The organism is Streptomyces coryli (genome assembly GCF_011044975.1).
Classification (GTDB): domain Bacteria; phylum Actinomycetota; class Actinomycetes; order Streptomycetales; family Streptomycetaceae; genus Streptomyces; species Streptomyces coryli.
In genome coordinates, this window is sequence record NZ_JAAKZV010000230.1 from 1 (window position 1) to 13,199 (window position 13,199).

Below are 13,199 nucleotides of genomic sequence, written 5' to 3' on the forward strand. Positions count from 1 at the left end.
AAGAGACAGCCCTCCCCGTCCGACGCCCGCTGCGCCCCCCCCCCGACCACCTCACCGTTCCACCACACCGTCGGCCCGACATTCCCCGCCCGGTCGAAGAGCGCCGGCCGGTGCTCGGCCGCCAGGAAGAAGTCCCGGTCCTGCCACCCCATCGCCGTCGGATCGAGCCCGGGCAGCAGCGCCGCCCACGGCTCGGGCGCGGCCACCGCGTCCGCGTCACCGGGAAGCACGTACCCAGTCCGGCCCAACTCCAGCTTCACCGCCTCCGCCCCCACAGCCTTGAAGGCCTTGCGCGCCGCGGTCAGTGTCCACCCCGACCACCACTTGAAGTCCGCCTCGGTCCCCGGCCCGTACGCCCCCAGCCATCGCCGCGCCACCTCAGCCTGCGCCACCTCCACCGCCATCGGCGGATACTCCACCCCGGCCGTCCACCGGAACTGACTCGACGTCCACGACCCCCGCGGCCGCCCCCGCCGGATGTGCCCGTCGACGGCGAGCACGCGCAACACCCGCGTGGCGACGCCCTGTTCGGTCTCCTGCTTGCTGCCGGGAAAGACGGTGATCTTCGTACGGAGAATGGGCGCTGCCGCCGAGATCTCCGCCCCCGTCGCCTCGCCCTTCTCCTCCAGCACGGCGTACGCGGCCTTCTCGGCCTCGGCGAGCCACGCCTCGTCCAGGTCATTCCAGTCGCGGAGGTGCTTCAGCAGCGTCTTGCGCTCCTTGACCGCGATGGCGCGGGCCGCGGCGGCGTCCACATACGGGGCGAGCTCCGTGCTCACCGCGAAGATCGTGCGCCGCATAGACAGCAGCTTCACCAGCCGCACATCGTCGTAGAGCGCCCGCTCCACAGCAGCCACCGACGGCTCGCGCATCCGCGCGCACGCGGACAGGAAAACCGTCGCCGGATCGGTGGCATGCAGCGCCACGACCGCCTCCGCGGCCTCCTCGGCGCCGGCCGTACGGGACTTGGGCGCCAGCGCGTGCCGTATGCCGATCCGGGCCCGCCGCTGCTCGTCGGAGATACGCATGGCCACGAGTATGCCGCCGCACCGCTCGCCCGCGGCGGCCTTCAGAGCTGCTTCTTGAACCCCACATGCGACGCCTCGAACCCGAGCCGCTCGTAGAACCGATGCGCGTCCTCGCGCCGCGCATCGGACGTCAGCTGCACCAGCACGCACCCGAGCCGCCGCGACTCCTCGACCGCCCACTCCATCAGCTCGCTGCCGAGCCCGCTGCCGCGCTCGGAGTGATGGATGCGCACCGCCTCGACGATGGACCGGACGGCGCCTTTACGGGACAGGCCCGGGATCACCGTCAGCTGCAGGGTGCCGACCGTACGGCCGTCGCGGACGGCGACGACGAGGTGCTGATTCGGGTCGGCGGCGAGCCGGTCGAAGGCGGCGTCGTACACGCCCAGATCATCCGGCGACTCGCGCTGCGCGGCGATGGGATCGTGAGCGAGCATGGCGACGATATCGGCGATGTCGTCGCGGGTGGCAGGACGGATCACAAGGTCGGACATGCGGCCGAGCCTACGTGCAGGCCGGAGCCCACGGCCTACGTGCCGGCCCGAGCCCACGGCCTACGTGCAGGCCGGAGCTCACGGCCTACGTGCAGGCCGGAGCCCACGTTCCGGAGCCCACGCGCCGCCCGCCGCTACACCCCGGCCCGGGCCGGGACCTCCAGCTGCTCCACCGCCGACACCAGCGGCGCCAGCTCGGGCCGCTTCCGTGCCGCCTCGTCGAGCGCCTCCCGCAGCCCCGCCTGATACCCGGGCCGCGCCTGCTCCAGGAGCTCGCGCCCGGCCGGGGTCACCTCGGTGTAGATGCCGCGGCGGTCCGTCGCGCACAGATACCGCGACAGCAGCCCCCGCTCCTCGAGCCGCGTGACCAGCCGCGTCGTCGCGCTCTGGCTGAGGACGACCATGTCGGCGAGCTGGTTCATGCGCAGGTGGAAGTCGTCCTGCTGGTTGAGCACGTCGAGCACCGAGTACTCGCGGGCCGACAGCCCGTGGTCGCGCTGCAGCACCTTCTCGATCTTCGTCTCGATGCGGGAGTGCAGTGCTCCGAGCGCGGACCAGCCCTGTGCCAGACCGACCAGCTGTTCCTCAGACGCACCCATGGGGACCTCCTTGTGACGGGCGGCGTGACGGCTCTGTCCCGCCCCGTAAAGCTAAAGCCAGGATACCCCACCCCTGCAATATCCCGCGTTTGCAAATATCCCGCGTCTGCAATTATTGTGAACGCATGCCTATTGCACTCCTGGCGCTCGCCATCGGCGCCTTCGGTATCGGTACCACCGAGTTCGTCGTCATGGGCCTGCTCCCGGACGTGGCCGCCGACTTCGACGTATCGATCCCCACCGCCGGCTACCTGACCACCGGCTACGCGCTCGGCGTGGTCGTCGGGGCGCCCATCCTCACCATCCTCGGCGCGCGGGTCGCCCGGAAGAAGATGCTCATGATCCTCATGGGCCTCTTCATCGCCGGGAACCTGCTCTCCGCGATCGCCCCCGCCTTCGGCGTCATGCTCGCAGGGCGCATCGTGGCCTCCCTCGCCCACGGAGCCTTCTTCGGCATCGGCTCGGTCGTCGCCGCGAACCTGGTCGCGCCGCAGAAGAAGGCGGCCGCGATCTCACTGATGTTCACCGGACTGACCGTCGCCAACGTGGTCGGCGTCCCCGGCGGCACCCTCCTCGGCCACAACATCGGCTGGCGCACCACCTTCGCGATCGTCGCCGCGATCGGCGTCGTCGCGCTGTTCGGCCTCGCCAAGCTGATCCCGTCGATGCCGCGGCCCGAAGGCGTGAGCGTACGGAACGAGGTCACCGCGCTCCGTAACCCGCAGGCGCTGCTCGCCATGGCGATGACCGTCCTCGGCTTCGGCGGCGTCTTCGCGGCCATCACCTACATCGCGCCGATGATGACGGACGTCGCCGGCTACGCCGACGGCTCGGTCACCTGGCTGCTGGCCCTCTTCGGCCTCGGCATGGTGGCGGGCAACCTGATCGGCGGCCGGTACGCCGACCGTGCGCTGATGCCGCTGCTGTACGTGACGCTGACCGCGCTCGGCGCGACCCTCGCGCTCTTCACCTTCGCCGCGCACGACAAGCTGCTGTCGGCCATCGCCGTCTTCCTGATCGGCGGCTTCGGCTTCGCGACCGTACCGCCGCTGCAGAAGCGCGTCCTCGACCAGACCGCGGGCGCCCCGACGCTCGCCTCCGCGCTGAACATCGGCGCCTTCAACCTCGGCAACGCCATCGCCGCCTGGCTCGGCGGCCTGGTCATCGCGGGCGGCCTCGGCTACACGGCGCCGAACTGGGTCGGCGCGCTGCTGGCGGGCTCCGCCCTGCTGCTGGCCTTCTGGTCCGCGGCCCTGGAACGCCGGACGGCGGCCCGCGGCGGCGGCCGCGTGGTGACGGGGGCCGAGGCCCGTACGAACACCGACTCCCTCGCAAGCAAGTAATCCGCACAACTCCCTGGAGCAGCACCCCTCATGAGCACCACCACCGCGGTACGCCCCCTCTCCACCACCGACGCCGACGCCCTGGTGGCCGCCGCCCACGCGGCCGCCGCCGACGCCGGCGTCCCGGTCGCCGTCACCGTCCTCGACGCGGGCGGCCACCTCCTCGCCTTCCGCCGCGACGACCGCGCCGTGCTGATCGCGGGCGAGACCAGCACCCGCAAGGCGTACACGGCCCTGCAACTGAACTCCCCGACCGCCGACCTGGTCGACCTGGTCAAGCCCGACGGCCCCTTCCACTCCCTCCCCACCGCCCTCGACCGCCCGCTCCTCTTCATCGCCGGCGGCATCCCGGTCCACCGCGACGGCCACCTCATCGGCGCGATCGGCATCGGCGGCGGCGCCCCGGAACAGGACCACGGCTTCGCGGAGACGGCGCTGACGGTGCTCTGACGTGCCGCCCGGCACTGCGGGCCGGAATACCCCTCCGGGGTACGGGAGTTGTACATGGTGCAGATGGTGCGACCGACACACACCGCTTCCGTACAACGGAGGGAATCCGGCCATGCACGCACTCACCGCTTCCGGCACCGACGTCGCCTACCGCTCAGCGGGTGACGGCCGCGGCCTCGTCCTGCTCCACGGCTCGTTCAGCGACGGCGCCTCCGCCTTCGGCCACATCGCCGACCGCTGGGCCGACCGCCGTACGGTCATCACCCCTGATTACGCGGGCGCCGGCGCCTCCACCGTCCCCGACGGGCCACTCTCCCTCGACACCCTCGTCGACCAGGCCGCGGCGGTCATCAAGGATGCCGCCGACGAGCCTGTCGACCTTCTCGGCACTTCGCTCGGCGCGGTCGTCGCTGCCGCCACGGCCGCCCGCCATCCAGGCCTGGTCCGCCGGCTCGTCCTGGTGGCCGGCTGGCAGTCCAGCGACGACCCCCGCCACCAACTGGTCTTCAGTACCTGGCACCGCCTGTTCGGCACCGATCCGGCCCTGGCTCTGCGCTACGGCCTCTCGCTGGCCTTCAGCCCTGAGTTCCTCTCCGGCCTCGGCCACGACCGCCTGAACGGACTCGCCGACCGCAGCTTCCCCCCGGCCACCGACCGCCGCATCGAGCTCGGCCTCCGTATCGACCTCCGGGCCGAGACTCCCGCCATCGCCGCCCCGACGCTGGTCGTCGGCCTGACCCAGGATCAGCTGGTCCCGCCGCGGCACGCCCGCGAGCTGCGGGCCGCGATCCCGGCGAGCACGTACGCGGAGCTGGACAGCGGCCACGCGGTCCAGCTGGAGCGGCCGGACGAACTCGTCCGGATCACCCGGGACTTCCTCTTCCAGGAGGAGCCGGCGAGGCAGGCCGGCACGGACCGGTGACGCAACACTGCCGCCCGCCGCCGTCGCGTGGACGGGGCGGGCGGCAGGGCGGCCGGGGCGTGGTGGGAGAGGCCCCCGGCCCTCAAGGGGGAGTTACTGGTTGATCTTGAACTGCGAGCCCGGCTCGATCGTGATGTCCTCCTCGCCCGAGCCGCTGATCTCGACATTCGACAGCGTGGCGTCGCCGCGGGCACTCGCCATCGCGAGGATCCCGGACCCGTTGTTGGACTTGGAGATCTTCACGTCCGAGATCTTCACGCCCGGCATATTGCCGCCGCCGCCCTTGAACTGAATGCCGTCGTACGTCGAGTCACTGATCACCGTGTCGCTGATCGTGACCCCGGGGATGTCCGAGCTCGCGGCGAAGAGCGTGATCGCCCCGAACTCCTGGTCCGCGTTCCAGAACGCCCCGCCCGCACGATGCAGCTCATTGCCGCTGATCGTGGTCGTCCCGCCGAACGGCGTCGGGTCGTGATCCGTGGCGAGCATGATCCCGGGGTAATTCATCGTGTCCGAGATCGAGTTGTTCTGGATCTTGTTGTTGGAGCCGCCGTAGACCGCCACGCCGTTCGCGCGCCACGGCAGCTGGATGGTGTTGTTGCTGAAGGTGTTGTTGTCGCCGGTGTCCGTCGCCGGGTCCTTGACGTACTTGCTGGACCAGACGGCGAGGGCGTCGTCGCCGGTGTTGCGGAACGACGACTCCGTCACCGTGGAGTTGTGGGTGCCGTTGGTGAAGTTCACGCCGTCCGCGTATGTGTTACGGATCCGCATGCCGCTGAACTGCACCTCGTCGCCCGGGTTCCACAGCTCGGGGATGTTGCTGTAGTCGCGCCCGACCCAGGCGCCCACATTGGCGTGCTCGATCCAGACATTGCTGATCTTGGTGCCCTTGCCGAGCCGACCGTTGATCCCGACGCCGCCCTCGGCGCCGCCGTCGCCGCCCCGGATGGTGCCGGAGCCGAAGATCGCGATGTCCGAGATCTGGGTGTTGTCGTCGATGTCGAAGCCGAAGTTGCCCTCGTGCGGATGGTTGATGCCACCGGCCTCGTGCGGCGGGGTCGTCGTATAGAACTGCGAGTGCCACATGCCCGCACCCTTGAGCGTGACGTCCCGTATCCCCACCTGATTGTGCGTGCCCCGGTCCTCGGGGTCATCGGTGAGGATCTTCTGCTCCTGCCGCCACTGCCCGGCCGGCACCCAGACGCACTCGATCTTGCCGTTCTGGTCGTCGGTCACGGCGGCCTGCAGCGCCTTGGTGTCGTCCTCACCGTCGTCGGGCTTCGCCCCGTACTCGGTGATCGACGTGCACTCGGCCGGCTTCTCGGCGGGCGCGGCCACCTGCTCCAGGTCGACGAGGTCGACGATGTAGTACGCGGCGTCGTCGCCCTCGTCGCGCTGCAGCTTGAACTTCGTACCCTCCGGATACGACTTCTCCAGCAGCGCGTGCGACTCGTCGAAGAGCCTCCGCGCATCGCCACCCGGGTTGTTGGTCAGCCCCTCCGGCTCATCGGTGCTGCCGTACAGCCAGCTGTGCTTGCTGGACAGCTTCAGCTTCTGCACGAACTCGCCGTCGGCGTACAGGCTGAGCGTCTTCTCCTGCCCGCCGCCGCCGGCGGCGTCCGGGATGGAGTTGCGTACGACGATGGAGTTGGTGGGGGCCTTGGAGGTGAACTCCACGTTGTCGCCGGTGGCGTCGAGCTGCACCGACTTGCGGCCCGACGACTCGGTGGCGAAGTTGGTCTTCCCGTGCGGCCGGGTGGGCTCGGCCTCCAGGAGCTTGCCCTTGTACGTGCCGTCCTCGGCCTCGTACTCGGTGTAGGGGAGGCCGGCGCCGCGCGTCCCGGCGGCCTTGCTCGTACTGCTCTTACTGCTCTTACTGTCCGGATCGCCACCGTCATCGCCGACGGCTCCCGCGGCAACGGGCACGAGCGCGGCGGCCGCCAGCCCGAGACCGAGCGCCATGGCTATGGGGCGGCGCCTGGACCGGCGGCGGGGCGGGCCCGCGTGCTGATTGCGTTGTGGTTGCTTGCGGCTCATATCGTCCTCTGCTGTGTGGGGGCGAGGAAGTGCACTTGACCGTCAATTTTCTGCGAGACTTAGTCAATTTCTTGCGGTCAAGGCACCACAGGGTTGCGCTCACCTATCCTCTTGTCAACGCCTCTCACAAGTCGGCTCCAGCCCCACGGGTAACGCCGCAGCTCAGAGAGGCACATGGGGTGGGGGTGGAATGCGACGCTGGTGGATCTGGGCGCTGACGGGCCGGGCCATCGTGCTGGGAGCCGTGGCCGGCACGGTGATGACGTGGCTGTCCGGCGACCGCCTGTGGGGCTGGGACTGGGCCTTCCACTGGCTCAGGTGGACGGTCCAACTCGCCGCGGTGTGGGCCGCGGTGATGTGGATGGAGCACCGGAAGTCATCCCGCGAAGCCGCCCGCGCGGCCGCCCGCCGCCGCGAGATCGAGGAGGGCTGGAGCCGGGGGCCCCTGCCGCCCGGCGCGCGCGGGAGCGAGGACCTGCACACATGACCGCGCCCCCTCCGCTCGTACGGCGGAGAGGGCGCTTCGGTCGGTCCGGTCAGGTCTTACACGGGGCAGACCGGGACGCGGTTGAGGTTCTTGACGTAGCGGGCGGAGACCCACTGGGAGTCGACGTTGGCGATCTTGTACCAGAGGCGGTTGCCGCGGACGTTCTGGCCCGGGGTCTTGCACTCGAGCTGCAGGATCTGACCGCCGCGGACCCGGCCGACGATCTTGGCCTTGGTGTCGACGCCGGAACGCACGTGGAGGCTGCGGGCGACGACCTTGCCCTTCGCCGCGCCGGGCGGCGGGGTCGGGGCGTCGACGGTGAGCGAGCCGGTCAGCGTGGCGAGCACGCTGCCGCTCCGGTAACAGAGGACCTCGACCTTGTGCTTGCCCGTGGGCGCGTCCGCGAGGATGGTCAGCGTCTTGTCGACGGCCCGTCCCGAACCCGGCATCGGCATGTCGACCACCTGCGGCACGACGACCCGGTGGGTCACGGTCCGCTCCGGGCACTGCGCCTGGAAGCGCACGTCGGACCCCGCGGGGGCGTGCTTGGGGGTGACGGTCACCTCGTCACCTCCACCCGCTGCGTTGGCGGCGGGCGCCACCCCGGCGAGGACGGCGGCGATGGCGGTGGCGGCGGTGGCGCCCGTCAGACAGGCGTTCTTCAGGCTCATGCATGGCTCCGTGGTAGTGCGCGATTACGGTGCGCGTCACGCTAGGAGCGATAAGTTACACATTCACTTATTTATCCACTGACACGGCTTTTCTCACCCGAGTAGACGTGAGCCCGGCCCGGGGCCCGTAACCCTCAGACCCCCTTGGGCTCAAGCCGCACAGACCCATCACCCACCTCGGCGACGTCGTACTCCACACCACCGATCTCAAGCGTGTCGCCGACGGCGGCATGCTCCCACTCGGCCACAGAGACGCCGCCGCACTGCACAGTGATGAACGCGGTCTCCGCGTCGGAGTCGATGGAACGCAGCACCACTCCCTGTTCGATGGGCAGTCGATGCACGACGCTCTTGTCGACCAGCGTCCAGTCATCGCGATACTTGGCCGCGCGGCTCCGCGCAGCTTCACGCGCTTCCGGATTCGTGGTGAAGCATCGCTGCTTACCCACCGGCTCGGCAGCCGCCTTGGCCCGCTCCGCAGCGGACTCAGGCCGCAGCACGACACGGTAGGAGCAGATCTGGGTCACCTGATACGCGTGCCCGCCGTACGCCACGCGCTCCTTCAGCCCCACACTCCGCCGCGCCCCGCTCTTCGTCTCATCCACACCCTTCTCCAGCACGGCGGTACGAGTCTTGCCATCCGCCTTCGCCTCGGCATACGTGACCCCACCCCCACCCGGCAACAAAAACCCACCACCGTGCAACACATGCAGCCCATCGCCGGAGTCCTCACCAACACACCCCGGCCCTTTGTCCTTCGCCGGCGCGTCAGCCCCCTCACCACCCCCACACCCAGCCACCGCAGCGAGCAGACTCCCGCCGACCACAACCCCCGCGACACACCTACGCATCCGCCCGTTCCCTCTCATCGTCACCGATCCCCATCCAGCAGAAGCGCCCCCTCCGCTCGCGCAGCGAAGAGGGCGCTTCGGCCGGACGGCGAGGTGCTACCCGAGCACACTCACCCGTGCTCAGTCACTCCGCCATCGGCAGATACACGCGGTTGCCCGCTGCCGCGAACTCCTTTGACTTTTCCTCCATGCCGCGTTCGATCTCCGCCTCGTCCAGGGCGGCGCCGTGGTCGCGGCGGATGTCGTGGGAGTTCTTCATCGAGCAGACATACGGCCCGGAGGACCGGATCAAGCTACAGATAGTCGAAGTAGCGAATCCACCAGTCGCAAGGGCGCCCTTCCCCGTAGTACGACGTCAGCACGCTCACGCCGTCGTACGGGCGGGTGAGCAAGCTCTCCGGTAGCACCACGTAGTCCAACTCCGTGAGTGCGCGTTCCGCGGTTGCCAGGTCTTCTATGTTCAGAGCGCCCTCTGCCACCGCGTCGGCCGTGTCGAGGTAGACGCCTGGGTTCTCAGCGGCGATCACCGCCATCGATCCGAAGTTGCTCACCGAGACGACGATGGCCACGCCGCGTCCAGTCGCCCCCGCCGGCACGTCCACCCGCGCGTGCAAGCTGGCGTCCTGCACATTCCGGTCGGCATGGCAACGCGTCGCGAAATCGGCATCGAGCCGGGCGACCAAGCGGTCAAAGCGGGCCCGGGTCCGCACCGGGTCGTAGCCGGGCGGGTATTCCAACATCTCCGGGTGATCGAGGCGATGGAGCAGGTCAATCAGCTCGGCATGCGTGTGCGCCATTCGCTCATGATGGCGCAGCGCTCACCCTCGTGCTGCTCCGGGAGCCCGGCCCCGGAGCAGCACGTTCAGGCAGTCATCGTCAGTCAGCCAGCGGGAGGTAGACCCGGTTCCCGCTCGCCGCGAACTCCTTCGACTTCTCCAGCATCCCGGCCTCGATCTCCTCCGGGGTGGCGTCCGCGTCACCGCCGAACTGCTCTGTGATGCTTCGACTAATCTTCATCGAGCAGAATTTCGGGCCGCACATGGAGCAGAAGTGGGCGGTCTTGGCCGGCTCTGCGGGCAGGGTTTCGTCGTGGTATTCGCGGGCGGTGTCCGGGTCGAGGGCCAGGTTGAACTGGTCTTCCCAGCGGAACTCGAAGCGGGCGTCGGAGAGGGCGTCGTCCCAGTCCTGGGCGCCCGGGTGGCCCTTGGCGAGGTCCGCGGCGTGGGCGGCGATCTTGTACGTGATCACGCCCGTCTTGACGTCGTCGCGGTCCGGCAGGCCGAGGTGCTCCTTCGGCGTGACGTAGCAGAGCATCGCCGTGCCCCACCAGGCGATCATCGCCGCGCCGATGCCCGAGGTGATGTGGTCGTACGCGGGGGCGATGTCCGTCGCGAGCGGGCCGAGGGTGTAGAACGGGGCCTCCTCGCAGATCTCCTGCTGCAGGTCCACGTTCTCCTTGATCTTGTGCATCGGGACGTGGCCCGGGCCTTCGATCATCGTCTGGACGCCGCGCGACTTGGCGATCCTGTTGAGCTCGCCGAGCGTGCGCAGCTCCGCGAACTGCGCCTCGTCGTTGGCGTCCGCGATCGAGCCGGGGCGGAGGCCGTCGCCGAGGGAGAAGGTGACGTCGTACGTGGCGAGGATGTCGCAGAGCTCCTCGAAGTGCTCGTAGAGGAACGACTCCCGGTGGTGCGCGAGGCACCACGCCGCCATGATCGAGCCGCCGCGGGAGACGATGCCGGTCTTGCGGCGGGCGGTCAGCGGGACGTAGCGGAGGAGCACGCCCGCGTGCACCGTCATGTAGTCGACGCCCTGCTCGGCCTGCTCGATGACGGTGTCCTTGTAGATCTCCCAGGAGAGGTCCTCGGCGCGGCCGTCGACCTTTTCCAGGGCCTGGTACAGCGGCACCGTGCCGATCGGGACGGGGGAGTTGCGCAGCACCCACTCGCGGGTGGTGTGGATGTTGCGGCCGGTCGAGAGGTCCATGACCGTGTCGGCGCCCCAGCGGGTCGCCCAGGTCATCTTCTCGACCTCCTCCTCGATGGAGGAGGTGACCGCGGAGTTGCCGATGTTGGCGTTGACCTTCACCAGGAAGTTCTTGCCGATGATCATCGGCTCGATCTCGGGGTGGTTGACGTTGGCCGGGAGGACGGCCCGGCCGGCGGCGATCTCGTCGCGTACGAACTCGGGCGCGACGTTCTCGCGGATGGCGACGTACTCCATCTCCGCGGTGATCTCGCCCCGGCGCGCGTACGCGAGCTGGGTCACCGCCGCGCCGTCGCGGCCGCGGCGCGGCTGCCTCGGGCGGCCCGGGAAGACCGCGTCGAGGTTGCGCAGGTTGCCGCCGCGCGGCGACGTGTGCTTGATGCCGTCGTCCTCGGGGCGCAGTTCGCGTCCCGCGTACTGCTCGGTGTCGTCGCGAGTGATGATCCAGTTCTCGCGGAGGGGGGCGAGGCCGCGGCGGACGTCGGTGGTGACGTCCGGGTCGGTGTACGGACCCGAGGTGTCGTACAGCGTCACGGCCTTGCCGTTGGTGAGGTGCACCCGCCGGACCGGGACCTCGAGATCCGGCCGCGATCCGGTGATGTAGCCCTTGTGCCAGCCCGGCTTGATGTCGCCCGAGACCTGGCTGTCGGCAGGCGTGCGTGCATCCTGAACGGTCATGTAGACCTACTCCCTACGCCGGCATTACCCGGTAACAGGTTCGGCGGTCGACGCGAGCGTTAGCGCCCTCTCAGCCCGGTGCTCCGAGCTCCCGCGATTGCAAAGGTTGACCCTCACGCTAGCCGGTGGGTGCGTGGCCCCGAAAGGGGGCCCTGGAATGATGCGCCCCGTGACCCACTCGCACAGCCACTCCCACAGCCATGATCACGGGCCCGCCCGGCCGGCCTCGCATCACCTGCGGCGGGTGATCGCGGCGGTGCTGATCCCGTTCGCGATCGCCGTGGTGGCGGGCATGATCGCGCTGTGGCCGGGGGGCCCGCCCGGGGGCGAGCGCAGCGGCGTCGGCTTCGATCAGCAGCGCGAGACGGGGCGCGTGACGAAGATCGAGGAAGTGAAGTGCTCCGAGGTCGGGGCCGGGATGCAGAACCCGGTCGACCCCGGGGCGCCGAGCGGTGGCGAGGGCGGTGGCGGCGGGGAGACCCCCGCGGAGCCGCAGCCGAAGAAGGACGACACGTGCGAGCGCGCCACTATCGAGGTGATTTCCGGGGGGAAGCTCAAGGGCCGCACCTTCGAGCAGATCGTCACGCCCGACGCCTCGCGGCGGCTCAGCGTCGGCCAGGAACTGGTGGTGTCGTACGAGCCGAAGGCGCCGAAGGAGGTCCAGTTCGGCGTCGTGGATGTGGTGCGGGGCGTGCCGATGGGGGTGCTGGCCGGGCTCTTCGCGCTGGCGGTGGTGCTGGTCGGGCGGCTGCGGGGGTTGTTCGCGCTGGTGGCGCTGGGGATCAGCTTTCTGATCCTGATCGAGTTCATCCTGCCGGCGATCCTGCGCGGGTCGAATCCGCTGCTGGTCGCGGTGGTCGGGGGCAGTGCGATCATGCTGATCGCCTTGTTCATGTGCCATGGCTTCAACGCGAGAACGTCGGTGGCGGCGCTCGGCACGCTCGTATCGCTGGTGGTGATTGGGCTGCTGGGCTCGTTCTTCATCGGCTGGTCGAAGCTGACCGGCAATACGGAGGAGACGACCGGCACCATCCACGACCTGTTCCCGGGCATCGAGATGAGCGGCCTGCTGCTGGCCGGGGTGCTGATCGGGTCGCTGGGTGTGCTCGACGACGTGACGGTGACGCAGACGTCGGCGATCTGGGAGCTGAAGCAGGCGAATCCGCTGGCGCACTGGCGGGAGTTGTACGGAGCGGCGATGCGCATCGGCCGCGATCACATCGCGTCCGTGGTGAACACCCTGGTGCTCGCCTACGCCGGCGCCGCGCTGCCGCTGCTGCTCCTCTTCTCCGTCGCCAACGTGGGCACGGGCACGGTGGCCACGAGCGAGTTCGTGGCGCAGGAGATCGTACGGACGCTGGTCGGCTCGATCGGCCTGGTGCTGTCGGTGCCGCTGACGACAGCGCTGGCGGCGCTGGTGGTGTCGACGGACCGGGAGGGGGAGTTGGCCCCGGGCGCGGCGGGCCCGGGCGGTGAGCCCGGGCGCGGGCGCGGGCCGGGCCGCGGACGCGGCCCGGGGCCCGGACGCGGACCTGCGCCGGACGGCGGCCAGGGCTTCGGCGGCGGCCAGGGCTTCGGCGGCGGCCAGGGCTTCGGCGGCGGCCAGGGGACAGGCGATACGGGGAGGGGCGGCGGCCCGGGGGCGAATGGCCC

At 69.9% G+C, this 13,199-nt stretch carries 13 protein-coding genes and 1 pseudogene; 5 read left to right on the forward strand and 9 right to left on the reverse strand.

All coding sequences use genetic code 11. From position 1 onward, the window contains the following. The 3 genes from G5C51_RS33370 to G5C51_RS33380 all read right to left on the reverse strand — a co-directional run. Positions 1 to 1,028 (reverse strand): winged helix DNA-binding domain-containing protein (locus tag G5C51_RS33370; RefSeq protein ID WP_165243028.1); only part of this gene is annotated, 1,028 nt, incomplete at its 3' end. Positions 1,029 to 1,069: 41 nt separating this feature from the next. Next, entirely contained in the window at positions 1,070 to 1,522 is a 453-nt protein-coding gene (locus G5C51_RS33375) for a GNAT family N-acetyltransferase (RefSeq protein WP_165243030.1), read from the reverse strand. Between the two features lie 134 nt (positions 1,523 to 1,656). Then, positions 1,657 to 2,121, reverse strand: coding sequence for a MarR family winged helix-turn-helix transcriptional regulator (locus G5C51_RS33380; RefSeq protein WP_165243032.1), 465 nt, complete (start codon positions 2,119 to 2,121; stop codon positions 1,657 to 1,659). 125 nt (positions 2,122 to 2,246) lie between these two features. On the opposite strand from G5C51_RS33380, the gene G5C51_RS33385 reads away from it, so the two are divergent. The 3 genes from G5C51_RS33385 to G5C51_RS33395 all read left to right on the forward strand — a co-directional run bounded on the left by G5C51_RS33385 (position 2,247) and on the right by G5C51_RS33395 (position 4,836). Continuing rightward, positions 2,247 to 3,464: an MFS transporter gene (locus G5C51_RS33385; RefSeq protein ID WP_165243034.1), complete on the forward strand. Its 1,218-nt coding sequence runs from the start codon at positions 2,247 to 2,249 to the stop codon at positions 3,462 to 3,464. Positions 3,465 to 3,494: 30 nt separating this feature from the next. Further along, on the forward strand, positions 3,495 to 3,914 hold the full coding sequence (locus G5C51_RS33390) for a GlcG/HbpS family heme-binding protein (protein ID WP_165243036.1): 420 nt from the start codon (positions 3,495 to 3,497) through the stop codon (positions 3,912 to 3,914). 112 nt (positions 3,915 to 4,026) lie between these two features. Continuing rightward, the gene (locus G5C51_RS33395) at positions 4,027 to 4,836 is read left to right on the forward strand and encodes an alpha/beta fold hydrolase (protein ID WP_165243038.1); all 810 of its coding nucleotides are present in this window, start codon (positions 4,027 to 4,029) and stop codon (positions 4,834 to 4,836) included. 93 nt (positions 4,837 to 4,929) lie between these two features. Here the strand turns inward: G5C51_RS33395 and G5C51_RS33400 are convergent, their stop codons facing one another. Beyond that, a complete protein-coding gene (locus G5C51_RS33400) occupies positions 4,930 to 6,873 on the reverse strand; it encodes a right-handed parallel beta-helix repeat-containing protein (protein ID WP_240930100.1) in 1,944 nt (647 codons plus the stop codon). 190 nt (positions 6,874 to 7,063) lie between these two features. On the opposite strand from G5C51_RS33400, the gene G5C51_RS33405 reads away from it, so the two are divergent. Beyond that, positions 7,064 to 7,360: a hypothetical protein gene (locus G5C51_RS33405; RefSeq protein WP_165243040.1), complete on the forward strand. Its 297-nt coding sequence runs from the start codon at positions 7,064 to 7,066 to the stop codon at positions 7,358 to 7,360. A gap of 56 nt (positions 7,361 to 7,416) precedes the next feature. Here G5C51_RS33405 and G5C51_RS33410 read toward each other — a convergent pair whose 3' ends face one another. From G5C51_RS33410 to thiC, 5 genes and pseudogenes are all read right to left on the reverse strand, one after another. Further along, positions 7,417 to 8,031, reverse strand: coding sequence for an SH3 domain-containing protein (locus G5C51_RS33410; protein ID WP_165243042.1), 615 nt, complete (start codon positions 8,029 to 8,031; stop codon positions 7,417 to 7,419). Between the two features lie 134 nt (positions 8,032 to 8,165). Then, positions 8,166 to 8,636, reverse strand: a complete 471-nt coding sequence (locus G5C51_RS33415) for a hypothetical protein (protein ID WP_165243044.1) — start codon at positions 8,634 to 8,636, stop codon at positions 8,166 to 8,168. Positions 8,637 to 9,006: 370 nt separating this feature from the next. Continuing rightward, positions 9,007 to 9,192: pseudogene (locus G5C51_RS33420) on the reverse strand (hypothetical protein); the annotation flags it as partial. After that, the gene (locus tag G5C51_RS33425) at positions 9,176 to 9,679 is read right to left on the reverse strand and encodes a hypothetical protein (RefSeq protein ID WP_165243046.1); all 504 of its coding nucleotides are present in this window, start codon (positions 9,677 to 9,679) and stop codon (positions 9,176 to 9,178) included. The pseudogene G5C51_RS33420 and the gene G5C51_RS33425, both read right to left, overlap by 17 nt. Before the next feature lie 79 nt (positions 9,680 to 9,758). Beyond that, entirely contained in the window at positions 9,759 to 11,546 is a 1,788-nt protein-coding gene (gene thiC / locus G5C51_RS33430; RefSeq protein WP_165243048.1) for a phosphomethylpyrimidine synthase ThiC, read from the reverse strand. A 160-nt stretch (positions 11,547 to 11,706) separates the two neighbouring features. On the opposite strand from thiC, the gene G5C51_RS33435 reads away from it, so the two are divergent. Then, positions 11,707 to 13,199 (forward strand): YibE/F family protein (locus G5C51_RS33435; RefSeq protein WP_420824887.1); only part of this gene is annotated, 1,493 nt, incomplete at its 3' end.

Bases quoted from the DNA above. Each gene is read 5' to 3' on its own strand.
- G5C51_RS33405 (WP_165243040.1), top strand. From the start codon at position 7,064: ATGCGACGCTGGTGGATCTGGGCGCTGACGGGCCGGGCCATCGTGCTG.
- thiC (WP_165243048.1), bottom strand. From the start codon at position 11,546: ATGACCGTTCAGGATGCACGCACGCCTGCCGACAGCCAGGTCTCGGGC.
- G5C51_RS33425 (WP_165243046.1), bottom strand. From the start codon at position 9,679: ATGGCGCACACGCATGCCGAGCTGATTGACCTGCTCCATCGCCTCGAT.
- G5C51_RS33410 (WP_165243042.1), bottom strand. From the start codon at position 8,031: ATGAGCCTGAAGAACGCCTGTCTGACGGGCGCCACCGCCGCCACCGCC.
- G5C51_RS33395 (WP_165243038.1), top strand. From the start codon at position 4,027: ATGCACGCACTCACCGCTTCCGGCACCGACGTCGCCTACCGCTCAGCG.
- G5C51_RS33385 (WP_165243034.1), top strand. From the start codon at position 2,247: ATGCCTATTGCACTCCTGGCGCTCGCCATCGGCGCCTTCGGTATCGGT.
- G5C51_RS33375 (WP_165243030.1), bottom strand. From the start codon at position 1,522: ATGTCCGACCTTGTGATCCGTCCTGCCACCCGCGACGACATCGCCGAT.
- G5C51_RS33400 (WP_240930100.1), bottom strand. From the start codon at position 6,873: ATGAGCCGCAAGCAACCACAACGCAATCAGCACGCGGGCCCGCCCCGC.
- G5C51_RS33390 (WP_165243036.1), top strand. From the start codon at position 3,495: ATGAGCACCACCACCGCGGTACGCCCCCTCTCCACCACCGACGCCGAC.
- G5C51_RS33380 (WP_165243032.1), bottom strand. From the start codon at position 2,121: ATGGGTGCGTCTGAGGAACAGCTGGTCGGTCTGGCACAGGGCTGGTCC.